Annotated in this window: 17 protein-coding genes; 8 read left to right on the top strand and 9 right to left on the bottom strand. The window is 69.2% G+C overall.

Annotated features, from left to right (window positions below; genetic code table 11):
• The first annotated feature begins 9 nt into the window (after window positions 1-9).
• The 4 genes from AABA78_RS06635 to AABA78_RS06620 all read left to right on the top strand — a co-directional run bounded on the left by AABA78_RS06635 (window position 10) and on the right by AABA78_RS06620 (window position 8,617).
• Window positions 10-813: an SDR family oxidoreductase gene (locus AABA78_RS06635; RefSeq protein ID WP_338262125.1), complete on the top strand. Its 804-nt coding sequence runs from the start codon at window positions 10-12 to the stop codon at window positions 811-813.
• Window positions 814-939: 126 nt separating this feature from the next.
• Window positions 940-5,892: a lamin tail domain-containing protein gene (locus AABA78_RS06630; protein WP_338262124.1), complete on the top strand. Its 4,953-nt coding sequence runs from the start codon at window positions 940-942 to the stop codon at window positions 5,890-5,892.
• Window positions 5,893-6,045: 153 nt separating this feature from the next.
• Complete coding sequence (locus tag AABA78_RS06625; protein ID WP_338262123.1) at window positions 6,046-6,471, top strand: Ig-like domain-containing protein; 426 nt, start codon at window positions 6,046-6,048, stop codon at window positions 6,469-6,471.
• Between the two features lie 193 nt (window positions 6,472-6,664).
• Complete coding sequence (locus AABA78_RS06620) at window positions 6,665-8,617, top strand: M3 family metallopeptidase (RefSeq protein WP_338262122.1); 1,953 nt, start codon at window positions 6,665-6,667, stop codon at window positions 8,615-8,617.
• An 18-nt stretch (window positions 8,618-8,635) separates the two neighbouring features.
• Here the strand turns inward: AABA78_RS06620 and AABA78_RS06615 are convergent, their stop codons facing one another.
• Window positions 8,636-9,106, bottom strand: coding sequence for a YybH family protein (locus tag AABA78_RS06615; RefSeq protein WP_338262121.1), 471 nt, complete (start codon window positions 9,104-9,106; stop codon window positions 8,636-8,638).
• 7 nt (window positions 9,107-9,113) lie between these two features.
• Complete coding sequence (locus AABA78_RS06610; protein ID WP_338262120.1) at window positions 9,114-11,621, bottom strand: glycogen/starch/alpha-glucan phosphorylase; 2,508 nt, start codon at window positions 11,619-11,621, stop codon at window positions 9,114-9,116.
• A gap of 278 nt (window positions 11,622-11,899) precedes the next feature.
• Between AABA78_RS06610 and AABA78_RS06605 the strand changes: the two genes are divergently transcribed.
• Window positions 11,900-12,487, top strand: coding sequence for a DUF2378 family protein (locus AABA78_RS06605; RefSeq protein ID WP_171415167.1), 588 nt, complete (start codon window positions 11,900-11,902; stop codon window positions 12,485-12,487).
• Between the two features lie 80 nt (window positions 12,488-12,567).
• Here AABA78_RS06605 and AABA78_RS06600 read toward each other — a convergent pair whose 3' ends face one another.
• From AABA78_RS06600 to AABA78_RS06585, 4 genes are all read right to left on the bottom strand, one after another.
• Window positions 12,568-13,758, bottom strand: a complete 1,191-nt coding sequence (locus AABA78_RS06600; protein ID WP_338262119.1) for a M23 family metallopeptidase — start codon at window positions 13,756-13,758, stop codon at window positions 12,568-12,570.
• A 95-nt stretch (window positions 13,759-13,853) separates the two neighbouring features.
• Entirely contained in the window at window positions 13,854-15,347 is a 1,494-nt protein-coding gene (locus tag AABA78_RS06595) for a SpoVR family protein (RefSeq protein WP_338262118.1), read from the bottom strand.
• 43 nt (window positions 15,348-15,390) lie between these two features.
• Window positions 15,391-16,500: a DUF444 family protein gene (locus AABA78_RS06590; RefSeq protein ID WP_171415174.1), complete on the bottom strand. Its 1,110-nt coding sequence runs from the start codon at window positions 16,498-16,500 to the stop codon at window positions 15,391-15,393.
• Window positions 16,501-16,534: 34 nt separating this feature from the next.
• A complete protein-coding gene (locus AABA78_RS06585) occupies window positions 16,535-18,598 on the bottom strand; it encodes a PrkA family serine protein kinase (RefSeq protein ID WP_338262117.1) in 2,064 nt (687 codons plus the stop codon).
• Between the two features lie 567 nt (window positions 18,599-19,165).
• Here AABA78_RS06585 and AABA78_RS06580 point away from each other — a divergent pair.
• Window positions 19,166-20,755, top strand: a complete 1,590-nt coding sequence (locus AABA78_RS06580) for an ArnT family glycosyltransferase (protein ID WP_338262116.1) — start codon at window positions 19,166-19,168, stop codon at window positions 20,753-20,755.
• A 39-nt stretch (window positions 20,756-20,794) separates the two neighbouring features.
• On the opposite strand, the gene ruvX is transcribed toward AABA78_RS06580, so the two are convergent.
• Window positions 20,795-21,256, bottom strand: coding sequence for a Holliday junction resolvase RuvX (ruvX, locus tag AABA78_RS06575; RefSeq protein ID WP_338262115.1), 462 nt, complete (start codon window positions 21,254-21,256; stop codon window positions 20,795-20,797).
• A gap of 212 nt (window positions 21,257-21,468) precedes the next feature.
• On the opposite strand from ruvX, the gene AABA78_RS06570 reads away from it, so the two are divergent.
• Entirely contained in the window at window positions 21,469-23,013 is a 1,545-nt protein-coding gene (locus AABA78_RS06570) for a hypothetical protein (RefSeq protein ID WP_338262114.1), read from the top strand.
• Window positions 23,014-23,021: 8 nt separating this feature from the next.
• Window positions 23,022-23,546 carry a tetratricopeptide repeat protein gene (locus AABA78_RS06565; protein ID WP_120607020.1) on the top strand — a complete coding sequence of 175 codons (525 nt, stop codon included), beginning with the start codon at window positions 23,022-23,024 and terminating at the stop codon, window positions 23,544-23,546.
• A gap of 199 nt (window positions 23,547-23,745) precedes the next feature.
• Here AABA78_RS06565 and AABA78_RS06560 read toward each other — a convergent pair whose 3' ends face one another.
• Both AABA78_RS06560 and AABA78_RS06555 read right to left on the bottom strand, forming a co-directional pair.
• Entirely contained in the window at window positions 23,746-24,942 is a 1,197-nt protein-coding gene (locus AABA78_RS06560; protein WP_338262113.1) for a M48 family metalloprotease, read from the bottom strand.
• 15 nt (window positions 24,943-24,957) lie between these two features.
• Window positions 24,958-26,136 carry a tetratricopeptide repeat protein gene (locus tag AABA78_RS06555; RefSeq protein ID WP_338262112.1) on the bottom strand — a complete coding sequence of 393 codons (1,179 nt, stop codon included), beginning with the start codon at window positions 26,134-26,136 and terminating at the stop codon, window positions 24,958-24,960.
• Window positions 26,137-26,144 lie beyond the last annotated feature (8 nt).

The raw sequence follows: 26,144 nt of genomic DNA, 5'->3' as shown, positions 1-26,144 counted from the left end.
AGCGACTCCATGGCGGACAGCGTGTTCAAGGACGGGCTGCTCAAGGGCAAGACGGCGTTCGTCTCCGGCGGCAGCAGCGGCATCAACCTCGGCATCGCCACCGCGTTCGTGAAGGCGGGCGCGAAGGTGGCCATCAACGGCCGCAACGTGGAGAAGCTGGAGGGCGCGGTGAAGGGCCTCCAGGCCCACGGCACCGCGATGGGCGTGGCCGCCGACGTGCGCGACTACGCGTCCGTGGAGAAGGCCCTCCAGCAGGTGAAGGACGCGTACGGCGAAATCGACGTGCTGGTGTGCGGCGCCGCCGGCAACTTCCCCGCGCCCGCGCTGGGCATGTCCTCCAACGGCTTCAAGGCGGTGATGGACATCGACGTGCTGGGCACCTTCAACGTGTCCCGCGCCGCCTTCGAACACCTGCGCAAGCCGGGCGCCTCCGTCATCAACATCTCCGCGCCCCAGGCCTACCTGCCCATGGCCATGCAGGCCCACGTGTGCGCCGCCAAGGCCGGCGTGGACATGCTCACCCGCGTGCTCGCCATCGAGTGGGGCGGCGCGGGCGTGCGCATCAACGCCATCACCCCGGGTCCCATCGAGGGCACGGAGGGTATGAGCCGCCTGGCCCCGTCGGAGGGCTCGCGCCAGAAGCTCGCGGAGGCCCTGCCGCTGCAGCGCTTCGGCACCCCGGACGACATCGCCCGGCTGGCCCTCTTCCTGTCCTCCGACGCCGCGTCCTTCATCACCGGCGCCATCATGGTGTGCGACGGCGGCCAGTCCCTCCTGGGCGGCGCCGCCGTGCTCCAGGCCATCAACGGCTGATTTTCAGTTGATGTGCAAAGTTCCGGCCCTGCTTAGCGGGGGCCGGGGGATGTCTGCTAGAAAGCACTGCAACCCCGCGTGAAGCGAATGCTGCCGCGCGGGGCTGCTCGCTGGACGGAGACATCCATGTCCCCACGGATTGCTGTGCTCGCCCGCTGTCTGGGGTTGAGCGTGCTGTGTCTGGGCCTGTCGCTGGGCTGCAATGATTCCGGAACGCCGCCGAACCCACCGCCCGAGGTGGAAGGCGTGGTGGACGCGGCGGCCTCCACGGTGGCGGTGGACCGGCCCACGGGGGTGCTCGCGAACGGCCAGGACCTGGCGGTCGTCACGGTGACGGCGCTGCGCAAGGCGGACGGCTCGCGGCTGTCCGGACGCGCGGTGACGGTGACGGTGGAGGGGGAGGGCGCCTCCGTCGTGCAGCCCGCGGAGGTCACGGACATCTCCGGCGTGGCGCAGGCGTGGGTGGCGTCCACGGTGCCGGGCGTGAAGACGGTGAAGGCGTCCGTGAAGGACGACACCGGCAAGATGGTGCCGCTCACCGCGACGGCCACGGTGGACTTCGCGGCCGTCAGCACGGTGAAGACGCTGGCGTTCCGCTCGGCGCTGCCGGATGGCGTGGCGGGCGAGCCGCTCAAGCTCCTGGTGGTGGAGGTGCGGGACGGCGCCGGCGCGGTGGTGACGGACAGCACGGCGGAGGTGACGCTGTCGCTGGGCTCCGGCGGCATCGTGTTCCCGGAGGGGCTGCTGACGGTGGCGGCGGTGAACGGCGTCGCGACCTTCCCGGACGTGGTGCTGAAGAAGGCGGGCAAGGGCTACCACTTCATCGCGAACGCGCCGGGCTTCGCGCCCGTGGCCAGCACCCCCTTCGCGGTGGCGCCCGGTGCGGTGGTGGCGGTGGGGCTGGACCGTTTCCTGGAGACCGCCACGGCGGGCGTGGCGGAGGCCCTGGAGGTCACGCTCGCGGACATGTACTCCAACACGGTCACGACCTACACGGGCACGGTGACGATGACCTCCACGGACGCGGCCGCGACGCTGCCGGCCGCGCACACCTTCACCGCCGCGGACGCGGGCAAGTTCAAGTTCCAGGGCATCACCTTCCGCACGGCCGGGCCTCAGTTCCTGATGCTCAAGGACAGCGCGGGGGCCTTCTCGTCCACCTTCCCCCGGGTGAACGTTTCCGCCGCGGCGGCCTCGAAGCTGGTCTTCACGCAGCAGCCTGCCACGCCCGTGTCGACGCGCGCTTCGCTGGGGACGGTGAAGGTGGCGCTGCAGGACGCCTTCGGCAACGGGGTGCCGGTGACGTCGCCGTCGGTGACGCTGTCGCTGCCGGCGGGGGCCTTCACGCTGGGCGGGACCGTGAGCGTGGCGCCGGTGGACGGCGTCGCGACGTTCACGGGCTTGAGCATCGCGGGCCATGGCACCACGCACCTGGTGGCCTCCGCGCAGGGCCTGCAGGACGGGAGCAGCGCGGACGTGCAGGTGGTGGACGACGTGGCGCCCGCGAAGCCGGTGCTGACGCAGACCGGCGCCACGGAGACGGGCCTCACCGTGCAGTGGACGGGCGTGGGGGATGACGGCGTGCAGGGGCAGCTGGCGTCGCAGGAGCTGCGCTACTCCACGTCCGCCATCACCACGGACGCGGCCTTCAACGCGGCGACGCCGGTGACCGTCGGCGCTCCCGTGCCCCCGGGCACGGTGCAGTCCGCGACCCTCTCCGGCCTGGCGGCGGGCAAGACGTACCACGTGGCGTTGAAGGCCACGGACGCGCACGGCAACTCCTCGCGCTCGGACAGCCTGGCGGTGTCCACAGTGGACCCGCAGGTGACGCAGCTGGCGTTCACGACGCAGCCTTCGAACGGCAACGCGGGCTCGGCGCTCGCGGACGTGAAGGTGTCGCTGCTGGACGCGCGGGGAGACGTCGTCCCCCTGGCCACCACGGCGGTGACGTTGACCCTCACCGGCCAGCCGGGCTTCCCGGCGGTGACGGTGGAGGCGGTGAACGGCGTGGTCACATTCTCCGGCCTGCGCGTGGATACGGCGGGCACGTTCACCTTCACGGCCACGGCGGGCTCGCTGACGCAGGTGAGCGAGACCTTCACGGTGGGCGCGGGCGCCGCGGCGAAGCTCGTGCTGTCGGCCTTCTCGGACCCGGTCGACGCGGGCGAAGAGAACGACGTGACCGTGTCCGTGGTGGATGCCTTCGGCAACCGCATCCAGGACTACGCCGGCACGGTGCACTTCACGTCCTCGGACGCGCAGGCGGTGCTGCCTCCGGACGCGGTCTTCGCTCCGGCGGTCCAGGGGGAGAAGACCGTCTCCGGCCTCGTGTTCAAGACGGCGGGGACGCAGTCGCTCACCGCCACGGACACCGCGACCCCGGCCCTCACCGCGACGGTGGATGCCGACGTGCGCGCCAGCACGGCCGCGTCCTTCGAACTCGTCGCGAGCGCGGGCCCCTTCGGTGCGGGCCAGTCCCTGAGCTTCGAGCTGGTGGCGCGTGACACCTACGGCAACGTGGCGAAGGACTACGCGTCCACGGTGACGTTCTCCTCCACGGACTCGCAGGCGGTGCTGCCCGGCGCGTATACGTTCACCCTGCTGGACGAGGGCCGGCACACCTTCAACGTGGAGCTGCGCACCGACGGGGACCAGACGGTCCTCGCGGAGGACGTGGCGGACCCGTCGCTCACGGCCTCGCACACCTTCACCATCCTCACTGCATCCGCGGACCACCTGGTCTTCGTCTACGCGCCCACGACAGGCTCGGTGCGGGAGTCCCTGTCGGGCATCCAGGTGGCCGTGAAGGACTCCTTCGGCAACAACGTCACCGGTACGTCGGTGGACGTGCAGCTGGCGCTGGTGGGCGGCACCTTCGCGCAGGGCATCCCCACGCGCGCCACCGTGGACAGCGTGGCCACCTTCATCGGCCTCAGCGTCGATGACGAAGGCACGTACCAGATCCGCGCGAGCGCGGACGGCCTCCAGGACATCACGTCCGAGGACCTGAACATCTACGACACGCAGGCGCCGGCCGCCGCGCCGAACTTCAGCGCGACGGCGGTGGACGGGGCCAGCATCCGGCTGGACTGGCAGGCGCCGGGCGATGACGGTGTCCTGGGGACGGCCGCGCGCTACGAGCTGCGCTACGCCACGTTCGCCCTCAATGACATCACCTTCGGCGCGGGCACGCTCGTGACGGGCCTGGGCGCGCCCCGGACGGCGGGCACGGCGGAGTCCTTCACCGTCACCGGCCTGACGGAGGGCACGACGTACTACTTCGCGCTGAAGACGTTCGACGGCGCGGGCGGCGCCAGCACGCTGGCCACCGCGAGCACCGCCACCACCGACCCGTGCAGCGGCTACGTGTGCACGCCGCCCGCGTCCCAGTGCGCGGAGGACGGCACGTCGCTGGAGGTCTACTCGTCGGTGTGTGAGGTGCAGAACGGCGCGCCGACCTGCGTGGACGGCGATATGACGATTCAGGCCTGCCCTGGCGCGAACGCGGTCTGCTACGCGGGCGCGTGCGCCAACGCGCCGCACCCGGGCGCGGGCGAGCTGGTCATCTCCGAGGTGATGCACTCACCGTCCGCGGGTACCACGGAGTACGTGGAGCTGACCAACACCACGTCGAAGCTGCTGGACGCCAATGGCATGGTGATGGACCTGGTGGACAGCGCCGGCACGGCCACGCCCATCACGCTGAACCATGGTCACGCGCTGCTGGTGCCGGCGGGGGGCCGCACGGTGCTCGCGCAGAACGCGAACTTCGCCAACAACGGTGGCGTGGCGGCGAACCATGCCTGGGGCACGGACAAGTCCCTGGACAGCACGGGCTCCATCACGCTCAAGCAGGGCGCGGTGACGGTGGACAGCCTCACGTACACGAGCGCGTTCCCCCAGACGACGGGCCGGGCCATGAGCCTCGCGTCCAGCATCGTGGGGACGAAGGGCAGCGCGCGGTCCTGGTACTGGTGTGACTCCACCGGCAGCCTGTCCGGCGGGGACCGGGGCACGCCCGGCCAGGCCAACGACGACTGCGGCCTGAACGTGGAGAAGCCGCTCAACTACTGCGTCATCCAGTACCCGAAGACGTTCCCGTCCCCTGACGGCACCTACCCGGCGAGCATCGCCGTCAACAGCAGCTACGACATCTTCAGCCAGTTCTACAGCTACGACGTCACGACGCGGAACCAGAAGGGCAATGACGCCTACCCGCGCATCGAGGCGCAGCTGGGCTACGGCACGGACCCCACCAACCCGGCGGGCTGGACGTGGACGGCGGCGGACTTCAACGCGGGCTTCACCACGCCGAGCAGCAACAACGACGAGATGAAGGCGACGCTGCAGATCCCCACGGCAGGTACGTACAGCTACGGCTTCCGCTACCGGTTCACGGACGCGGGGGCGCCGTGGGTGTACTGCGATCAGAACGGCAAGACCGTGCCGCCCGCGGGCACCTACGGCTCCGTGACGGTGAGCAAGGCTCCGCTGACGAACCACATCGTCATCAGCGAGTTCAGCGGCGGCAACGGAACGGGCACGGCCGCGACGGACGAGTTCATCGAGCTCTACAACCCGACGAACGCGGACGTGGACCTGTCCAACTGGCAGGTCAGCTACAAGTCGGCCACCGGGACCACCTGGAGCTCGACCGTCACCATTCCGGCTGGAAAGGTCATCCGCGCCCACGGATATTTCCTCCTGGCCGGGGCGAACTACAGCGGCGGTGCCACCGCCCCCGCGGACGTCTCGTACACCTTCGACGCCTCCGCCTCCACGACCGCCGGTGGCCACGTCCGCATCCAGCGCCTCGTGAGCGGGACGTACGTGGACGTGGACAAGCTGGGCTGGGGCACCGGGAACGCCCCCGAGGGCACCGCGGCCCCGTCCCATCCGGCGGTGGGCGGAAGCCTGGAGCGCAAGGCCGTCTCCACCTCCACCTCCACCACCATGGCAGTGGGCGGCGCGGACGCCGCCCGAGGCAACGCTCAGGACACGGACAACAACGGTCAGGACTTCGTGACCCGCGCCGCCCGGCAGCCCCAGTGCTCCACGAGCCCGCTCGAGTTCTACTGACGCCCCCGTCTCACCCCTGAGAAGTCCCAGGAAGGCCGCCTCCGGCACGCCCGCCGGGGCGGCCTTCCGCCGTTCCTGGCGCACCGCTGCCCATGACAGACTCCGCCCGCCGCATGCCCGCTCCGGGCGCGGGCTGTCCGGGAAGGAAGGCTCATGTCTTCACGTCGCGTGCTGCTGGTTCGGTGTCTGGTGATGGGACTGCTGGCCCTGGGCGTCCCGGTGGGCTGTGGCGAGGAGCCGAAGGTCCCCTCCACCCGGGTGGCCTCGGAGAAGTGCTCGGTGGACCTCTCCCCGAGCGCGGATCCGTTGAGGGCGAACGGTGAGGACACCATGGTCGTCACGGTCACGGTGCGCAACGAGGACGCCATGCCGCTGTCCGGACGCGCCGTGAACGTGCAAATGGGCACCGGCGATGGCTTCACCCTCCGGCAGGAGAAAAGCCTCACGGACAACCAGGGCCAGAACCGCGTGGAGGTGCGAGCCACCACCCCTGGCACCAAGACGCTGTACGTGTCGACCACCGAGCTGGAGGGGGGACTGCGGGTCAGCATCGCCGAGGTGTCGATCGACTTCCGATGAGCCCCCTCCGCGGCGCCCATGGGGGGCGACTGGCTGAAGCCCGCCCGTCCGCCGCCCGACGGACGGGGCAGGGGAGGGCGTCCACTGCCCGCCACCCGCCTTCGCCGTGCAATACGGATGCTGCCAGGGCGTGCGGGGCGCATTAGCTTTGGGCCCTTCGCCGCACACCCACGGCTTGAGAGGAGCCCTTCCCGTGTCCGAGCCCCTGGTCCCCGACGCCGCCCGCCATGTCACCTGCCCGCCGGAGGAGTTCCGCCGCGCGAGCGAGGAGGCCCTGGCCAAGGCCCGCGACGGCATCGCGCGCCTGAAGACGCTGCCCGCCTCCACGCCCCCCCGCGAGGTGCTGGAGCTGTTCGACGAGTCCTCCGCCGCGCTCGATGACGCCGCCGCGCGCGCCAGCGTCGTGCGCCACACCCACCCCGAGGCCGCCCTGCGCGAGGCCGCGGAGCAGGCCGAGCAGGCCATCGAGAACCTGGCCAACGACATCCGCATGGACCGGGGCGTCTACGACGTCCTGGCGGGCGTGAGCCTGGCCAACGAGGACGCCGCCACGCGCAAGTGGATGGAGAAGGTGCTGCGCGACTTCCGCCGCGCCGGCGTGGACCGCGACGACGCCACCCGCGCGAAGGTGAAGGCGCTCCAGGAGGAGCTGGTCCGCATTGGCCAGGAGTTCAGCCGCAACATCAGCCAGGACACCCGCAAGGTGGCGCTGCCCCCGGCCGCGCTGGACGGCCTGCCGCAGGACTACGTGCGCGCGCACGCCCCCGGCGACGACGGCCAGGTGCGCATCTCCACGGACTACCCGGACCTGGTGCCCTTCCTCACCTACGCGCGCGACGGCAAGGCCCGCGAGGAACTCTGGCGCGCCAACCGCCAGCGCGGCTACCCCGCCAACGTGAGCGTGCTCCAGAGTCTGGTCCAGAAGCGCCACGAGCTGGCCACGCTCCTGGGCTACCCGCACTGGGCCGCCTACGCCACCGAGGACAAGATGGTGCGCACCGCGGACGCCGCGGGCACCTTCATCCGGAAGATCGCGGACGCGTCGGAGGAGCGCATGAAGCGCGACTACGCGGTGCTCCTGGAGCGCAAGCGCAAGGACGACCCGAAGGCGGACCGGGTGGACCCCTGGGACTCCGGCTACCTGGATGACCGCGTGAAGGCGGAGCAGTACGCCTTCGACTCGCAGACGGTGCGCCCCTACTTTGAATACACGCGCGTGAAGCAGGGCGTGTTGGATCTCACCGCGCGCCTGTTCGGCGTCACCTACAAGCCGGTGAAGGACGTGCCGGTGTGGCACCCGGACGTGGAGGCCTACGACGTCTATGAGGGCGCCACGCTCAAGGGCCGCTTCTTCCTGGACATGCACCTGCGCGCGGACAAGTACAAGCACGCGGCCCAGTTCACGCTGACCAGCGGCAAGGCGGGGCGGCGGCTTCCGGAAGGCGCGCTCATCTGCAACTTCCCCAAGCCCGGCGCGGAGCCCGCGCTCATGCAGCACGGCGACGTGGAGACCTTCTTCCACGAGTTCGGGCACCTCTTGCACCACATCTTCGGTGGCCACACGAAGTGGGCGGGCCTGTCCGGCGTGCGCACGGAGTGGGACTTCGTGGAGGCCCCTTCACAGATGCTGGAGGAGTGGGCGCGCGACGTGACGTGCCTGCAGACCTTCGCGAAGCACTACCAGACGGGGGAGGCGCTGCCCGCGGAGCTGGTGGAGCGCATGCTCGCCGCGGACGAGTTCGGCAAGGGCCTCTTCGTGCGCCAGCAGATGTTCTACGCGGCGCTCAGCCTGGAGCTGTACCGGCGCGACCCGAAGAACCTGGACGCCACCGCGCTCGTGCGCGAGCTGCAGAGCCAGTACGTCCCCTTCCCGTACCTGGAGGGCACGTACTTCCACCTCACCTTCGGGCACCTGGACGGGTACTCGTCCAACTACTACACGTACATGTGGTCGCTCGTCATCGCGAAGGACCTCTTCACGGTGTTCCAGACGAAGGGCCTGCTCAACCCGGAGCCCGCGCAGGCCTACCGCCGCGCGGTGCTGGAGCCGGGCGGCTCCGACGACGCCGCCCGACTGGTGCACCGGTTCCTGGGCCGCGACTACGACTTCCGCGCGTACGAGGCCTGGCTCAACAAGGCCGCGTGAGCCCTGGCGTGGGCCGCTTCACGCCGGCCCGCGCCGCACCTTCGGGAGCCCCGCCTGCGCGTAGGTCCGCTTCTCGCGCAGGCGGCCGTTCTCCCAGTGCAGCACGTCCAGCCCGTACCAGCCGAAGTCCCGGCCATACATCAGCCGGTACAGCCACGGCTTGAGCGCGCCCGGGCCGGACAGGTCGTGCTGGCACCTCCAGCGAAGCACCACCTTGCCCGCGGGCGCGTCCACCACCAGGTCCTCCGTGAGGAAGCGGATGCGCCCGAAGTCCCCCCGGAACTGCGGGGCGAAGGCGGCGCGAATGGCCGCGAGCCCCCGGCAGTGGACGCCGTCATACGTCTCGTAGACGGCGTCCGGGTGGAACCAGCCCATCACCGCGTCCAGGTCGTCGCGGTTGAATGCGTCGGTGAAGTCCAGCACCCACCGCTCCAACTGCTCGCGGCCGGCCTGTCGGCTCTCTTCTGAAGGGGATGGGCCCGTGCTCATGGCGGAGTCACTCCACCGTCGTCTGCTGCACCTTCCAGATCTCCTCCGCGTACTGCTTGATGGTGCGGTCGGAGGAGAAGATGCCCGCGCGGGCCACGTTGATGATGCACTTCTTCGTCCAGGACTCCTGATCCCTGTAGGCGCGCGCCACGTCCTCCTGCTTCGCCGCGTAGGCCGCGAAGTCCGCCAGCACCAGGTAGCGGTCCTCGTTGAGCAGGCTGTCCACCAGCGGCTGGAAGAGGTTGCGGTCCTCGGGGGAGAAGAAGCCGGAGCGGATGAGGTCCAACGCCTCGCGCAGCTCCGTGTTGGCCTCGTACACCTCGCGCGGCCGGTAGCCGGCCTTCTTGCGCGCGATGACCTCGTCCGCCGTGAGGCCGAAGAGGAAGAAGTTCTCGTCGCCCACCGCGTCCCGGATTTCCACGTTGGCGCCGTCCAGCGTGCCCAGCGTCAGCGCGCCGTTGAGCATCAGCTTCATGTTGCCCGTGCCGGAGGCCTCCCAGCCCGCCGTGGAAATCTGCTCGGACACGTCCGCCGCGGGGATGATGCGCTCCGCCAGGCTCACGCGGTAGTTGGGCAGGAACACCACCTGCAACCCCGTGGCGCCCGCGTCGCTGTTGACCACCTCCGCGATGCCGTTGATGAGCCGGATGGTCAGCTTCGCCAGGTGGTAGCCCGGCGCCGCCTTCGCGCCGAAGAGGAACGCGCGCGGCGTGATGACGCTCGCCGGGTCCCTGCGCGCCTTCATCCACAGCGCCACGATGTGGATGGCGTCCAAGAGCTGCCGCTTGTACTCGTGCAGGCGCTTGATCTGCACGTCGAAGATGGCGTCCGGGTTGAGCTGCACCCAGCGCAAGTCGCGCACGTGCTGGGCCAGCTCCTCCTTGTTGGCGCGCTTCACCTCGCGGAAGGCCTTGCGGAACTCCGCGTCCTCCGCGTGCGCCTCCAGCTTCTGGAGCTGGTCCAGGTCCGTGGTCCAGCCCTCGCCAATGCGGCTCGTGATCAGCTTGGACAGGCGCGGGTTGCACCACGCCAGCCACCGGCGCGGCGTCACGCCGTTGGTCTTGTTGTTGAAGCGCTCCGGGTACATCTGCGCGAAGTCCGGCAGCACGTCCCGGCGCAGGAGGTCCGTGTGCAGCGCGGCCACGCCGTTGATGCTGTGGCTGCCCACGACGGCGAGGTGGGCCATGCGGATCTTCTTCTCCGGGCCCTCCTCCACCAGGCTCATCCGCTGCTGCTTCTCCACGTCGAACGGGTAGCGGATCTGCACCTGGCGCATGAAGCGCTGGTTGATCTCGAAGATGATTTCGAGGTGGCGGGGCAACAGCCGCTCGAACAGCGACACCGGCCAGCGCTCCATGGCCTCCGCCAGCAGCGTGTGGTTGGTGTAGCCGAACGTCTCCTGGGTGATGGACCAGGCCTCGTCCCAGAGCAGGCGCTTCTCGTCCACCAGCACGCGCATCAGCTCCGCCACGCCAATGGCCGGGTGCGTGTCATTGAGCTGGATGGCGCACTTGCGGCTGAAGTCACGGAAGTCGTTGTGGTTCTTCAGGTAGCGCCGGACGATGTCCGCGATGGAGCACGCCACGAAGAAGTACTGCTGCTTGAGGCGCAGCTCCTTGCCCGCCTGGAACGCGTCGTTGGGGTAGAGGACCTTGGAGATGACCTCCGAGTCGTTCTTCTCCACCACCGAGCGCTCGTAGTCGCCCGCGTTGAACAGCAGCAGGTCGAACTCCGCGCTCGCGCGCGCCTGCCACAGCCGCAGCGTGTTGACGGTGTTGTTGCCGTAGCCCGCGATGGGCGTGTCGTACGGCACGCCCACCACCGTCTTGCCGCCCACCCAGCGCGCCACCGGCCGGCCATCCGGACCCTGGTGGTGCTCCACGCGCCCGAAGAAGCGCACCGGCACCGCCTTCTCCGGCCGGACGATCTCCCACGGGTTGCCGAACTTCAGCCACTCGTCCGCGCGCTCCACCTGGTGTCCCTCCACCAGGTCCTGGGAGAAGATGCCGAACTCGTAGCGGATGCCGTAGCCCATGCCCGGGTAGCCCAGGGTGGCCAGCGAGTCCAGGAAGCACGCCGCCAGCCGGCCCAGGCCGCCGTTGCCCAGGCCTGCGTCCGGCTCCATCTCCAACAGCTGCGTCAGGTCCACGCCGACTTCCTGCATGGCGGCGGCCGCGGCGTCGTACATGTTGAGGTTGAGCAGGTTGTTGCCCAGCGCCCGCCCCAGCAGGTACTCCGCGGAGAGGTAATAGGCGCGCTTGACGTCCTGCTCGTAGTAGGTGCGCGCCGTCTTCACCCAGCGGTCCGTGAGGCGGTCGCGCACGGCCAGCGACAGGGCCATGAAGCGGTCATGCGGGGTGGCCGTCTCCGGGTTCTTGCCGCGCGAATACCGCACGTGTTCGAAGAAGCCGCGACGGACGCTGGCCGCGTCGAGCCCGGTGCGGCCGCTGTCTTCGGGAGTTCCCGAGGCGGAGGGCGGGGGCGGGGCGGGGCGCGCGGAGGCGGGAGGAGCCATAAGTCGGTCGTCTCGAGGTTCGAGAAGGGGTTGAAGTGCTGCCGGAAGCGCCCGCGCTTTTGACGCGGGGCGGCCATGACGGAAGGCTACCGTGTCACGCCAGCCCAGGGCAGGGGAAACCCACGCCCCCCGCTCGGGGTCGGCCGCTTCCCCCGCCAGGGAGGGAAGGTGCCCCACGACCCGCCGTGACGCGACGCGGCCCCAGGGAATGACAGACATGTGAAGCCGCCTTCGGAGAGAGACCGGAAGCACGTGGAATTGGAGTACAACGCAAGCGAATGTCCCTCCCCCTGGACGACCTGGAGCAGCGCATCGCCCTGACCCGGCCCGGGGACACCGTGCGGGGGTTGAGCTTCGCGGCGGTGCTGCGGCTGACGCATGAGCGGCTGGGGCGCGACGCCGCGGAGCGCCTGCGCGCGCCGCTCATGCAGCGCAGCCCGGTGGACTTCTTCTCCTACCCGGCGGTGGACTTCCTGCGGTTGATTGGCTTTGCGTCGGAGGCGCTCCAGCCCGGGTACGGCACGCGCGAAGCCGCCCTGCGGGCGTGCGGGGAGGCCATCGTCGGGACCTTCTTCGAGTCCACGGTGGGGCAGACGCTCCTGCGCCTCACCGCGGGCGCGGGCGACCCCAAGCGCATGTACAGCAACGCGCCCGCCTCGTACGGCACCGCCGTCAGCTACGGGCAGCGCGAGTACCTGGCCCTGGGCGACAAGCGCGTGCGGCTGACCTTCAAGGGGGACCTGCTGCCCGTGCAGGTCCACGAGGGCATCCTCGGCGGCGTCCTCACCGCGCTCCACCGCGAGGGCCACGTGCGGGGCACCGAGCGGGGCCTGGGCGACTCCGAGTTCCTCATCGAGTGGGCCTGACGGCCCGGCGAAAAGCGACGGGCCCCGCTCCACCGTGAAGGGGAGGGGGCCCGGGGGCCTTGCACGTGGGCGGTGTGCCGTTACTTCGCGGCGGCGGGCGGCGGGCCCGCCTTGCCGGCGACGGCGGCCACGGACACGGCGTCCAGCTGCTGGGCCATGTCGTGCGCCTTGGCGAGGAAGTCCGCCGTCAGCTCCTTGGGCAGCGGATCCGCGCGGGGGAACTTCTGGGTGAGGGGGTTGGCGTAGGCGCCGTTGCGCTTCAGGCCGAAGTGCAGGTGCGGGCCGGTGGAGCGGCCGGTGTTGCCGGAGTAGGCAATCACCTGCTTCTGCCGCACGCGCTGGCCGGAGCGCACGCCGTCGCCGAAGCGCGACAGGTGCATGTACTGCGTCTCCATGCCGTTGGCGTGGCGCAGCACCACCATGTTGCCCGCGGCGCCCGCGTTGCCCGCGGACACGACGGTGCCGTCCGCCACGGCCCACACCGGGGTGCCAATGGGCGTGCCGTAGTCCACGCCGTTGTGGTTCTTCACGTACTGGAGCACCGGGTGGAATCGCGACCCGAAGCTGCTGGTGATGTGCGCGTACTTCAGCGGGCTCTTGAGGAAGGTCTTCTTCGCGCTGGCGCCGTCCTCCTGGAAGAAGTTGGCCTCGCCGTTGGGCAGCACGTAGCGGAACACGCGCTTGTTGCCCACCAGGCCGCCTTCATACGTGGCCGCCAGCACCTCGCCGTAGCGCAGCACGCGGCCCTTGGAGACGAACTTCTCCACCAGCGCCTTGGCCTTATCGCCCTTGCGCACGTCGCGGTAGAAGTCGATGTCCCACGCGAACACGTCCGACAGCACCAGGCCGATGGACGGGTCCTCTCCCGCAGCCAGCGTCGCCTCGTACAGGGACGAGTTGATCTCCAGCGACACGAGCGACACCTGCTTCTCCACCTCGATGGAGCGCTTGCTGCCGACGTACTTCTCCCCGTCGCGGCGCACCTGCCACTCGTCCACGGTGCTCTGGCGGTAGTCGAAGAAGTCCAGCTCGCCGTCGCGCATCACCAGCCGGAACTGGTCGCCCACGCGCGACTTGCGGAAGTCGAACACGCCCTCCAGCGCGGCGATGACGGCCTCCACCTGCGCGTCGGGCAGCGCCGCTTCATGCAGCGCGCCCGCCAGCGTCTGGCGCGGCTCGATGCGGCGGTTCTTGATTTCGAAATGGGTGGCGGCTTCGGACGTCGAAGCCACCCCGAGGGCGGCCAGGCAGAGGAAGGAAGCGGTCTTCATGGGGGGCGATACAGGAGTGTAGAGGACTGTTGGTCCTCCGCCCAAATCCTGACCGCACTCCCCGAGCCCGCCTGCCTGCTTCCGGTGCCCCGGCCTTACAGCTCCACTTTCTTTTCCGAGTGGTGCTGCCCGTCGTAGCGCAGCAGGGTCCCCTTGCCGTCGTAGCGGGTGACGATGTTCACCGGCCGGCGCCAGAGGCTCTGGAGGTTGCGCAGCGTCTCCCGCGCGTAGTCGCCCTTCAGGTCCTGCCCGTCGTGCTTGTGCGCGAGCAGCAGCTCCGAGCGGTTCTCGTAGTTGCCGTCCACCACTTCGATGATGGGCTGGCCGAAGTTGGTGAGCGACGTGAGCAGCTTGTTCTTCACCTTGCGGAACTCGCGGTCCAGGATTTCCCACGAGTTGCGCTTGTCGTTGAAGCCGTAGACGAAGAGCTTCTGCTGCTGGGCGAACTCGGCGGTGAGGAACGTGTCGATGAAGGTGATGTCGTTGTAGTGCTTGCGCACCTCGAAGATCTTCTCCCGCCCCGCGCCCAGCTTCCGGTCCCAGGCCTGGCGCGCGCGAAGGTCATCGCACTCGTCCCACTCCTTGCCGAACTTGCCCTTGTTCCACCGGTCCTCGATGTCCCGCCACAGCTCGATGCCCAGCTTGTACGGGTTGATGGCGCCGGGGCGCACGCCCATGGTGCCGGAGTGGTGGTCCGCGTAGTCGATGATCTCATCGTCCCGCAGCGCCCGGCGGGTCATGATGGTGGAGTGCCAGTAGCTGGCCCACCCCTCGTTCATGATCTTCGTCTGGCCCTGCGGCGCGAAGTAGTACGCCTCGTCGCGCAGGATGGAGAGGATGTCCACCTCCCACGGCTCCAGCGGCGCGTGCTCCAGCAGGAAGTAGAGCACGTCACGCTGCGGGCGCTCCGGGAAGCGCTTGCGCTGCTGCTTCTCGTCCTCCGCGCGCTTGCGCTGGGAGTCCATGAACTCGGAGGGGTTGATGAAGCCGCGCATGTACTCGCGGTTCACCTTGAAGCCCTCCACGCGCTCGTTGGACTTCGCCTCCTCCTCCGCGCGCTGCGGATCCGGGTTGCGGCGGATGTGGGGCGCGTGCTGGTCGATGAGGTTCTCCAGCGACAGCGTCCGGTCGATGAAGTCCTCCACCTTCTCCACGCCAATCTTGTCCACCCACCGCCGGACGCGGGTGGCGTGGTTGGCCATGTCGTCAATCATCCGGCGGTTGGTGTGCCGGAAGGAGAAGTTGTTCTTGAAGAAGTCGCAGTGACCGTAGACGTGGGCCATCACCAGCTTCTGGTCCACCTCCGGGTTGCTCTCCATCAAGTAGGCGTAGCAGGGGTCGTTGTTGATGACGAGCTCGTAGATCTTCGACAGCCCGTACTCGTACCCCTTCGCCAGCTGCTCGTACTCCATGCCCCAGCGCCAGTGGGGATAGCGGGTGGGGAAGCCGCCGTAGGCGGCCACCATGTTCATCTCGTCGTAGGACACCATCTCGAAGACGGTGTCGAAGAAATCCAGGCCGAACTCCTTGGCGTAGCCGTGGATTTCATCCCGAAGCGCTGCGAGTCGCGGTGTGAGGCTCTTGGGCATGGGGCGGTGGCTCCGGTGGGGGATGAGACAGAAGCGCTCTTCGTCAGCGCCCCTTGCCGAGGAAGTCCTTGATGGAGGCGTAGATGGCGTCCTTGTCGGAGATCTCGCTCAGCGCGACGTTGGTCGTGTCACCCACCGCCTCGCGCAGGTCCTTGATGAACTGCCCGCTGCCGTAGGGGGACTCCACCTGCCCGTAGGCGAACTGGTTCACCTGCGGGAGGATGTCGTTGCGGAGCATCTCGATGCACTGGCGCGTGTCGTCCGCGCTCCAGTTGTCCCCGTCGCTGAAGTGGAACGGGTAGATGTTCCACGCGCTCTTCGGGTAGTCCGCCTGGATGATGTCCCGGCACAGCTTGTACGCGCTGGAGATCATCGTCCCGCCGGACTCGCGGGTGTGGAAGAACGTGTCGCGGTCCACTTCGCGCGCCACCGCGTCGTGGATGATGTAGCGCGACTCCAGGCCCTTGTACTGGTGCTTGAGCCACGTATCGAGCCAGAAGCTCTCGATGCGGACGATCTCCTTCTGCTCGTCCCCCATCGAACCGGACACGTCCATCATGTAGATGATGACCGCGTTCGTCTCCGGCAGCTCCTGCAGCTTGTAGCTGCGGTAGCGGCGGTCCTCGCGCGTGGGGATGATGACCGGCATCTTCGGGTCGTAGGTGCCGGTGGCGATCTGCCGCTTCAGGGCCTGCTTGAAGGTGCGCTTGAAGTGGCGCAGCGACTCCGGGCCCGTGGTGTTGACGCCCGTGTACTTCACCTTCTGCGTGACGATGCGCTCGTTCTGCCGCCGCTCAATCCGCGGCAGCTGGAGCTCTTCCCCAAGGATCTGCGCCAGCTCCTCCAGCGTGACGTCCACCTCCAGGGCGTGGTCTCCCTCGCCCTGGCCGGCCTGGTGCCCGTCCCCGGGCTCTACCGCCCCGGGGCCGAGCTGCTGACCTACGTCACCGTCACCCTGTCCGACGCCGCCCTGCTCCTTGTGGCCGTACTTGAAGCGCGGGATGTCGATGAAGGGGATGGGGATGCTGATGGCATCCTTGCCCTTCTTGCCCAGCATCTCGCCCTTCTGCACGTACTTGCGCAGGTTGGCTTTGATCTTCCCGCGGACGATCTGTTTGAAGCGGGAGTGGTCCTGGTGGATCTTCAAGGTCACGGTGTCACGTCCCTCTTGGGCAAGTCGCTAGGCGTTACTCCTTGGCATCCCCGCGGGCGAAGATGCTGGCCACGAAGTTCAGCACGTCCGTGGAGCAGATCTCGCAGTACCCGTAGTTCTTCATCATCCGGTCCTTCACCAGGTCGATCTTCTCCTGGGTCTCCTTGTCCACGACGGAGGACACCAGGTTCTTGAGCTTGATGCTGTCCTTCTGGTCCTCGAACAGCTTCAGCTCCAGCGCCTTGTGCAGCCGCTCGTTGGTCCGGTAGTTGAAGGTCTTGCCCTCCACGGCGAGCGCGCCGATGTAGTTCATGATCTCCCCGCGGAAGTCGTCCTTGCGGCTCTCCGGGATGTCGATCTTCTCTTCAATCGACCGCATCAAGCGCTCGTCCGGCACCTCGTAGATGCCGGTGTACTTGTTGCGGACCTTCTCCTTCTGGGTGAAGGCCTTGATGTTGTCGATGTAGTTGCCGCACAGCTTGCCGATGGCGTCCTCGTCGGCGCTGATGGCGCGCTGGACCTCGTTCTTGACGATGTCCTCGTACTCCTGCTTCACCGTGGTGAGCAGCTCCTTCATGCGCTTGCGCGCGTCCTCGGTGTTGATGAGGGAGTGCGTCTTCAAGCCGGCTTCCAGCTCGTTGAGCACCATGAAGGGGTTGATGCAGCCCTCGCCCTTGTCGCTCACCAGGGCGTTGGAGATTTTATCCTGGATGTAGCGGGCGCTGATGCCCTCCAGGCCCTCGCGCACGGATTCCTTGCGCAGCTCCTTGATGTTGTCCTCGGTGAAGTTGGGCAGCGTCTTCCCGTTGTAGAGCTTGAGCTTCTGCAGGAGCGACAGGTTGTGCTTCTTGGGCTCCTCCAGGCGCGTGAGGACGGCCCACATGGCGGCCATCTCCAGCGTGTGCGGCGCGATGTGCTTGCCCTTGATGGCGCGGGAGTTGAAGTCCTTCTCGTAGATCTTCACCTCCTCGGCCAGCTTGGTGATGTACGGGATGTCAATCTTCACCGTACGGTCGCGCAAGGCCTCCATGAACTCGTTGTTCTCGAGCTTCTTGTACTCGGGCTCGTTGGTGTGCCCGATGATGACCTCGTCGATGTCCGTCTGAGGGAACTTCTTCGGCTTGATCTTGTGCTCCTGCGACGCGCCGAGCAGGTCGTAGAGGAACGCGACGTCCAGCTTGAGCACTTCGACGAACTCGATGACGCCGCGGTTGGCGATGTTGAACTCGCCGTCGAAGTTGAAGGCGCGCGGGTCGGAGTCCGAGCCGTACTCGGCGATCTTCCGGTAGTTGATGTCGCCGGTGAGCTCGGTGGAGTCCTGGTTCTTCTCATCCTTGGGCTGGAACGTGCCGATGCCCACGCGGTCCTTCTCGCTGAAGATGAGCCGGTTGACGTGCACGTGGCCCATGACCTTGGCGAAGTCACCGCCGTACTGGGTCATCAGCTCCTTGAAGACGAAGCGGCAGGCCGGGCACAGCTCGCAGCCGTTGGGAATCGTGTAGCCGGACTCCGGCGGGGACAGCTCCAAGAAGACCTTGTCACGCCACTCGCGCGGGATGAGGTTGAGGGGCTCCTCGTTCATCGGGCACTTCATCTTCTCCTTCGTCACCGTGCCGTCCGGCTGCTTCTTGTCGGTGAGCCAGGAGAAGGTGTACGCGGCGCCCTCCGGCGTCTTCGAGTACTCCTCCATGCCCTTCTTGAGCAGGCGGGCGATGGTGGACTTGGACGAGCCCACGGGGCCGTGCAGGAGGATGACGCGCTTCTCCGTGCCGTAGCCCTGGGCGGCGGACTTGAAGACGTTGACCAGCTTCATCAGCGGCACGTCCAGGCCGAAGATGGCGTCCCGGCCGCCGAAGCGCTCGTCACTGAAGAAGTGGTAGCGGGTGAGCTTCTTCTTGTTGTCGATGTACTCCGACTTCCCGTGGCTGAGGATCATGTCGTAGATCCTCTGGAAGGCAGTGCGGGTGACCTTCGGGTTCTTCCGGACGATTTCGAGGTAGTCCTCGAAAGAGCCCTCCCAGTTGAGTTCCGCGTAGGTCTTCACGTCCTGGAACGCGGCGATTCTGGAGACCCACGAGCCCTTCTCAGCGTCCTTCATGTCTCTCCCTCGTAGCCTCCCAGGAGGACGCGAGGACTCGCGTGCTTCCGGGGGGCCAACATGGTGAACCTGGAGGGCTGGAAGGCCATTCCACACCCACTCCGAAGAGGTCCCAGGCGACGACAATCGCGATGCTTCAGCCCCTTCGGGACCCCGCCGCGGAGTGGGACCGCGCGTTCGGCTCGTGTCGGAGGGGAGCCGCCCTCCTCCACGGGGTGAAAAGGCACTTCGATTATAAGGACCGGGACGCGCGCTGGGAGGAGCCCCCCCGGTGCGATGTGTCCGGTCCCACCTCGCTCAAGCGCGTACTTCCCGACGCTTGGCCTTCCGCTGGAGGACACCCCGTCCAGGCAGGCCCTCACTGTGGGGCGGCGTCCGTGTCCGCTCCACATGTCGGCGTGACGGCCGGCGCACCGGTTCCGTCCCGCCCGGAAGGGTGCGTAACGGCGCGAACCCCCCGGTGCCCGGGGATTTGGCGCGCGGGGCGGGGCAGGCGGGCGGGCATCAGGCAGGTGGGAGGGTCGCTGGCTTGGCTTTGAGCCCTGCCTGCGTATCCTCGCGCGCGCCATGGTTCCCGCATCGAGTCCCGCCGCCCTTGCTTCCCCTTCCGCCGCCGTGCCCGGCCTGTCCGCGGTGCCCGCACCCCAGCCCGAGCCGTCCACCCGGTGGTTGGTGGGCCTGTTGCTGGTAGCGGCGCTGCTCCCCCGGTTGGGGGTGTTCTTCATCAACGAGAACCTCTTCGGTGACGCGGTGGTGCGCACGGAGCTGGCGGAGCGGTGGCTGGCCGCGCCGCACGTCATCACCTCGTACAAGGACGGCACGTACCAGTTCGGCCCGCTGCACCTGTACCTGGTGGGCGCGGTGCTGTCGGTGTTCGAGCGCGACGTGGCGGGCCGGCTGGTGAGCCTGGTGTTCGGCGTGCTGTCGGTGGTGCCGCTGTTCGCGCTGACGCGGCGGCTGTTCGGCTGGCGCGCGGGCGTGGCCGCGGGGCTGGCCTTCAGCGCGTGGGGCATGCACCTGCAGTTCTCCACCACCGCGGGCAGCGAGGCGGTGTCGCTGTTCTTCATGCTGGCCGTCTTCGCGCTGGTGGCGGAAGGGGTGGAGGAGAACCGCTTCCAGCCGCTGTTCTGGGGCGCGGTGCTGCTCAACTTCGCGTGCGCGCTGCGCTACGACGCGTGGCTGTACATCCCGCTCATCACGGTGGCGCTGGTGTTCAGCAGCGAGGACCGGGTGGCGTCGCTCACGCGCGCGGTGGGCTTTGGCCTGGTGTGCCTGCCGTTCCCGCTGTTGTGGATGCAGGGCAACGAGCTGGCGCACGGCGACCCGTTCTTCCCCATCAAGGCGGTGGAGGACTTCCACAAGCAGTGGGTGGCCGACTCCGGCGGCGCGGGCGGCGCGCTGGGCTGGCGGCTGCAGCAGCTGGGGTTCTGGCCCGCGGTGGCGCTCTTCACGCTGACGCCGGGCGTGGCGCTCCTGGGCGGGGTGGGCATGGTGCGCGCATGGAAGAAGCACCCGGAGACGCGCTGGCTGGTGGTGATGGCGGTGCTGCCCGCGCTGTACTTCACCTTCCGCGCGGCCGTGCTCCTGAGCTTCGTGCCCCTGGCCCGCTTCACGGTGACGCAGCTGGTGCTGGTGCCCGTGTTCCTGGCGCCGGGTCTGGCGGCGGTGGTGGGCAGCCGGGGTGACTTCGCGCGCCGGGCGGTGGTGGGCGTGAGCGCGGTGCTGGCGGTGGTGATGCCGGTGGCGCTGGGCATCTACACCTTCCGCACCGAGGGCGGGCTGCACGACTCGCTGCGCCCGGTGAGCCCCACGTCCACGAACCCCGTGGCGGTGATGCAGGTGGCGCGCTTCCTCAAGGAGGAGGTGGCGGCGAAGGGCGGCGCGGCGGCCATCGACGACGACCCGCGCTACATGGACCTGCAGGTGGCGTTCTTCTCCGGGCTGCCGGAGATGCGCATGGCGCGCGTGCGCTGGGACACCTTCCGCCAGCGCCTGGGGGACGCGCGCCCGGAGGTGCTGGTGCGCTTCGACGGGGGCTCGCTGGTGAAGGACCCGGGCGTGAAGCTGGACGGGCGGATGCTGACGCTCGACGGCGTGGCGTACCATGAGCAGGACGGCTTCTCCTCGCCGCTGCACGTGTACCGGCGCCAGCCGTAGCAGGGCGGGTCGTTCCCGGAGGCGGGGACCAGGTGGTGCTCAGGCCTCCGGGTCGTAGTCGTCGTAGCCCGTGTCGTAGCCGTCCGTCCTGGGACGGTGCGCGTCCAGCCAGCCCTGAAGGATGAACTGCGCGGCCAGCTGATCAATGACCTCCCGCCGCTTCTCCCGGCGCACGTCCGCCTCCAGCAGGGTGCGCTGGGCGGCCACGGTGGACAGCCGCTCGTCCCATAGCTCCACGGGCAGCCCGAGCGCGCTCTCCAGCACCTCCGCGAACTTGCGCGTGGCCTCCGCGCGGGGCCCCTCCGAGCCGTTCATGTTGAGGGGCAGCCCCAGGACGAAGCGCGTCACCTCGTGCTCCTTCACGAGCCGGGACAGCTCCGCGAGGTCCGCCTTGAGCGACGCGCGCCGCACGGTGGTGACCGCCTGGGCGGTGAGCCCCAGTCCATCCGAGACGGCCACGCCGATGGTCTTGGTGCCGTAGTCCAGCCCGAAGGTGCGCATGGGCGCGGGACTCTAGCCGCAATCCTCCGCGACGGACCGGACCGTCCGCGGGTGGGGACGCGGACCGGGGGCCCTCGCGCACAACCCCCCGAATCGACTCGACCCGCGCGCTGCTGCGCCCGGCACCGCCGCTGCAATGCCTGCCCGCGTCCGAAGAGACGGCGCGCGGCACCCTGGCAGCACCCACTTCAACCCGTCGCGCGGGAGTATCGATGCTCGACATCCTCAAAGGCGTGGCGAACCTGCTGGGCGGTCCCATGGCCGCCGTGACCGACCTGGCGGGGGACGCACTGGGGCTTCCCCCCGTCCTCACGAACTCCATCAAGACGGCCGCGGGGGTGATGACCGGCAACGTGATGATGGCGGCCAGCGGCGCGCTGGGCGTGGCGGATGAGCTGAAGAAGAACCCCTCCGCGAAGACGGAGTACTGCGCGCCGCAGGACGTGGCGAAAGCGGGCCAGGGGTACGCGGGCGCCTCGTCGGCGGGGGGAGCGCAGGTGGGAGGCATGTCCGGGAGCCGCAGCCCGCTGGACCCCAAGCTGCTGGACTACGCGGACTCGCTGCGCACGCTGGAGGCGAACTTCGGCTACCTGGACCTGCTGGACGGCAAGAAGGACGGCTCGCTGTCGCACGCGGACCTCCAGCGCATCTCGCAGGACCGGAACGTGTCGCCGTCGCTCCGGGACGCGGCGAGGTTCCTCGTCGACAACCGCACCTTCTTCGAACAGGTGGACACGGCGAAGAAGAAGGTGCTCGGCCTGCCGATGCCGGTCTTCAACGACGACCGCATCGACCTGATGGGCCTCCAGCAGGAGTCCAAGCGGCTGGCCGCGGACTTCGCGAAGTACGGACGGCCGGACCGCCCGGGCCAGCCGTCGCCCACGCCGTCGGACTGCAAGCCGGCGCCGTCGGACTGCGCGCCGCCCTCCAAGGGCGGTGGCTCCGGGCCGGGAGGCGGGGTGGGGCGGCCGGGGAGTGGTGGCCCCGGGAAGCCGGGCAGCGGCACAGGGAGCACGGACGGCGTGTCGGGCCGGCCGGGCCATGGCAGCGGGGGAACCGGGGGCACGGGGCGGCCGGGGAGTGGCGGCGGGAGCAGCGGAGGCACGGGGGCGCTGGACCCCAACCTCGCGGGCTACGTCGACGCGCTCCAGGTGCTGGACCAGAACTGGGACACCTTCGATACGGCGGTGGGGGCGAAGGACGGCAAGCTGACGATGGCGAACCTGGAGGCGGTGCTGGCCAACCCGGCGGCCTCCCCCACGCTCAAGCGCGCCGCGCAGTTCTTCAAGGACCACCCGGAGTACTTCCGTCGCCTGGAGATGGCGGAGAGCGGCGGCGGCCCGGACGGCGTCGCCAGTTGGAAGGACCTGGACGCGGAGCTCGGCGAGGTGGCGAAGCCGCCGGGCGGCGGCCGGAGCACGGGCGGCTCGCGGGCGCGCGACATCGTGGACAACCCGAACATGAGCATCGAGCAGAAGGTGCAGGCCCTGCTCATGGGCATCACCGAGGACACCGACTCGGAGCTGCTGGGCGTGATGAACGAGATGGCCAGCGCCCGCGAGGAGCGCGCCACGCTGGGCACCAGCGACTCGGACAAGGCGCGCGGCGCGAAGCTGGACACGAGCATGCAGGAGCTGGAGCTGCGGCTGCAGACGCTGATGGAGAAGCGCAAGGCGATGTTCGACCTGATGAGCAACATGTCGTCGAAGTTCAACGAGATGGCGAAGACGGCCATCTCCAACCTGCGCAGCGCGTGAGGGCCGCCATGGGACGCATCATCAAGCACGAAGGCGGCGGGGAGCAGCGGATGGAGACCGGAACGGCGCGCAGGCTGAAGGCGTTCGCGCGGGGGGAGACGACCTGGGCGGAGGTGGAGGGGATGACCTTCGAGGAGGCGAAGGCCATCGCGCAGGTGGGCTGCGACCTGGCGGCGGCGGGCCGGCTGGAGGAGGCGCGCATCCTCTTCGAGGGGCTCGTGGAGGGGAACCCGAAGGACTCGGCGGCGCACGCGGCGCTGGGCACCGTGTACCAGAAGCTCGGGAGGGTGGAGGACGCGCTCACCGAGTACACGCACGCGCTGTCGGGCGACCCGCGCAACCCCGTGGCGCTCACGGGCCGGGGTGAGCTGCACCTGCGCCGGGGCGAGCGGCAGGGCTTCACGGACATCGCCAACGCAGTGGAGGTGGACCCGCACGGCGAGACGTCCGCGGGCCGCCGCGCGAAGGCCCTGGTGAAGGCCATCACCCTGGTGGCGGTGGAGAAGCTGAAGGAGGGCGCACCGCCGACGTAGCGGGCCGCTTTGCGCGCGGGCCGCCGTCAGGAACGCGGACGCCCGCGCGAGAGGAGCACGGAAGGGAGAGACGCTTTCAAGACGGATGTGCCGCCGGACAGTTGGGGAGCGGTCCGGGGGCGGCCGGCCGGAGGGTGGGCCTGGATGGCGAGGGGGAGTGGAGTGGAGGCCCATCCACCGGCGGCTTCTTGAAAGGCGGTCAGGGCGCGTCGAGCGCGGCGAGCCGTTCCCCGATGGGCGGATGGCTCATGCCCTTGAGGACGACCCAGCGGGGCGGCTCCGGGTCCATCTTGTTCACCCGGGCGGCCTTCACCAGCATGCGGCGGAAGGCGCCCGGGTCGCCGGTGAGGTTCAGGCCGTAGCGGTCCGCCTCGCGCTCGCGCTCACGGGAGAGGGCCCCCGACACGGGGGCCGCGAGCGTGATGAGGAGGAACACCCCGAGCGACACCAGCGGCAGGGTGCGGATGTCGCCCGCGCGCTGGACGCCCCACCAGCCCCGGCGGGCGGACAGGCGCAGCGCCTGGTCGATGAGGAAGAGCAGGGCCAGCACCGCGAGCGAGGAGGCGATGCGGCCGGACCAGCGGGCCTCGTTCACGTGGCCCGCCTCGTGCGCGACCGCGGCCAGGATTTCGTCCTCGGCCAGCTCCCGCAGGATGACGTCGTTGAGGACGATGGTGCGCGTGGGGCCCTGGCCGGCGAAGTACGCCTGGATGCGCTTGGACGACACGGACGTCTTCTCCACCAGCACGTCGGAGAAGGGGATGTCCGCCTTGCGCATCAGCGCGGTGATGCGCGAGCGCAGCGGCCCTTCCGGCAGGGGCGTCTGGTCGAAGTAGAGGCGGGCGCGGTACGGGTCCAGGGCGGAGGCGACCAGCATCAGCAGGGCCACGGGCACGCCCAGCACCAGCCACCAGCGGCGCACGCGGCGGGCCAGGCCGTACAGGCCGACCACGAGCGCGGTCAGGGCGATGGCGCCCACGAGGCTGCCCTTGAACCACGTCCACGCGAAGGTGGCGGGCGTGTCGTTGGACAGGCCGTGCCGGTGCTCCAGCACGTAGAAGAAGTACACGTTCGCGGGGGCGTAGAGCAGCTGGGTGGCCAGGTCGATGAAGAGCGCGAAGAAGATGGCGGTGCCCCAGCCGGGCTCGCCCCACAGCCGGTCCATGGCGCTGAAGAAGGCGCGGCTCACCGGGGCCGTGCGCAGCGCGCCACCGAACCTGTGCTCCAAGGCCGCCGCCGCGGCCGCCGCTCCCCGGTACACGGGCCGCACGAGCACGGCCAGCAGCAGCGCCGACAGGGCCAGCCGCACCAGCGGCTCCACCGCCGCCCGGATGTAATAGGGCTGGTGGTAGGCGTGGATGTCGGCCAGCTGCTCCGGGGTGAAGAGCGGTTCCATGTCCGGCGGAGGGCTTCAGCGGTGCTTCGCGCCCGCGTTGGAGGCGGGCATGGGCACGGAGACCTCTTCCGACTCCGCGTCGGCGTCCGCGAGCAGGAGCGACTTCACCTTCTCCAGGCTCTGGCGGGTGCGGTCCACGAAGGCGCTCTGCGAGCCGATGCGCTCGGCGGCCTCCAGCGTGCGCTCGTAGATGTTGATGGACTTGGTGAGCAGCACGCGGATCTTCTTGCGCAGCTCCTGGCGGTAGACCTCCGCCTCCTCGCCGTTGAGCTCCGGAGGCGTGGGCGAGTTCACCATGTGCTCGTAGAGGTTCTCGTAGAGGGCGCCAATCTGCGAGCCCGCGGCGGTGGCCCAGTAGCCGTTGCCCACGCGGATGGAGCGCAGGTAGTGGCCCTGCGCGGACAGCAGCAGCTCCGCCTTGTAGTTGAGGTCCTGCGCCAGCCCGTCGCTGCCCCGACTGGCCTCCAGCTTCACGGCCTCGTAGTGCAGCCGGTAGATCTCCCCGACGAAGAAGTGCGCCTGCGCGGGGAAGTAGTCCTCCACCTCCGCCTTGTCCGGCAGGGCGTCATACGCGGCCAGCGCCTTGCGCAGCGTCGCTTCCGCGTCGTCGGTGCGGCCGGCCTCCACCTGGCAGATGCCCTGCTGCACCTGGGCCTCGATGCGGCGGCCCGCGGGCAGGTCCTCTCGCGCGGCCAGCGTCGTCAGGAGCTTCGTGGCCTCCTCGTAGCGCTCCAGGTGGTAGAGCGTCTCCGCCACGCGGAAGGACGCGTCCAGCGCGTCGCCCTGGCCCTTCTCGGGCTCGGCCAGCTCGGAGAAGCGCCCGAAGGCGTCGTCCCATTCCTTGAGGCGCTGGTGCGCGAGGCCCGCGTTGTAGAGGGCCTGACGGCGGTGCGGGCTGTTCGGGTGGAAGTCCGCGAGCCGGCCGAAGTAGCGCGCCGCCTGCTTGAAGTCGTTGGCGGCGAACGCGGAGGTGCCGCCCGCGAAGAGCTCCTCGTCGTTGAGCTTGTCCAGCTCCAGGTCCGCCGTCACCATGACGGGGTCGAACTCCACGACCTGCTTGTTCGCCGTGGCGTCCGGCTTCGTCGCCGCGCCCGTGGTGCGGCAGCCCGTGAGCGTCAGGCCCAGGCCCAGCACGCCCACCCACAGCCACCGCCGGGCGACTCCGGCTGCCTCCATCCGCTTCCTGCCGTGCATGCACCTGC

The sequence above is a fragment of the Corallococcus caeni genome, from assembly GCF_036245865.1.
Classification (GTDB): domain Bacteria; phylum Myxococcota; class Myxococcia; order Myxococcales; family Myxococcaceae; genus Corallococcus; species Corallococcus caeni.
This window is presented reverse-complemented; position numbering and strand designations above follow the sequence as displayed.

What these genes read in the sequence shown, in the direction of transcription:
- AABA78_RS06635 (WP_338262125.1), top strand. Translation starts at nt 10, where the DNA reads ATGGCGGACAGCGTGTTCAAGGACGGGCTGCTCAAGGGCAAGACGGCG.
- AABA78_RS06630 (WP_338262124.1), top strand. Translation starts at nt 940, where the DNA reads ATGTCCCCACGGATTGCTGTGCTCGCCCGCTGTCTGGGGTTGAGCGTG.
- AABA78_RS06625 (WP_338262123.1), top strand. Translation starts at nt 6,046, where the DNA reads ATGTCTTCACGTCGCGTGCTGCTGGTTCGGTGTCTGGTGATGGGACTG.
- AABA78_RS06615 (WP_338262121.1), bottom strand. Translation starts at nt 9,106, where the DNA reads ATGAGCACGGGCCCATCCCCTTCAGAAGAGAGCCGACAGGCCGGCCGC.
- AABA78_RS06610 (WP_338262120.1), bottom strand. Translation starts at nt 11,621, where the DNA reads ATGGCTCCTCCCGCCTCCGCGCGCCCCGCCCCGCCCCCGCCCTCCGCC.
- AABA78_RS06605 (WP_171415167.1), top strand. Translation starts at nt 11,900, where the DNA reads ATGTCCCTCCCCCTGGACGACCTGGAGCAGCGCATCGCCCTGACCCGG.
- AABA78_RS06600 (WP_338262119.1), bottom strand. Translation starts at nt 13,758, where the DNA reads ATGAAGACCGCTTCCTTCCTCTGCCTGGCCGCCCTCGGGGTGGCTTCG.
- AABA78_RS06595 (WP_338262118.1), bottom strand. Translation starts at nt 15,347, where the DNA reads ATGCCCAAGAGCCTCACACCGCGACTCGCAGCGCTTCGGGATGAAATC.
- AABA78_RS06585 (WP_338262117.1), bottom strand. Translation starts at nt 18,598, where the DNA reads ATGAAGGACGCTGAGAAGGGCTCGTGGGTCTCCAGAATCGCCGCGTTC.
- AABA78_RS06580 (WP_338262116.1), top strand. Translation starts at nt 19,166, where the DNA reads ATGGTTCCCGCATCGAGTCCCGCCGCCCTTGCTTCCCCTTCCGCCGCC.
- ruvX (WP_338262115.1), bottom strand. Translation starts at nt 21,256, where the DNA reads ATGCGCACCTTCGGGCTGGACTACGGCACCAAGACCATCGGCGTGGCC.
- AABA78_RS06570 (WP_338262114.1), top strand. Translation starts at nt 21,469, where the DNA reads ATGCTCGACATCCTCAAAGGCGTGGCGAACCTGCTGGGCGGTCCCATG.
- AABA78_RS06565 (WP_120607020.1), top strand. Translation starts at nt 23,022, where the DNA reads ATGGGACGCATCATCAAGCACGAAGGCGGCGGGGAGCAGCGGATGGAG.
- AABA78_RS06560 (WP_338262113.1), bottom strand. Translation starts at nt 24,942, where the DNA reads ATGGAACCGCTCTTCACCCCGGAGCAGCTGGCCGACATCCACGCCTAC.
- AABA78_RS06555 (WP_338262112.1), bottom strand. Translation starts at nt 26,136, where the DNA reads ATGCACGGCAGGAAGCGGATGGAGGCAGCCGGAGTCGCCCGGCGGTGG.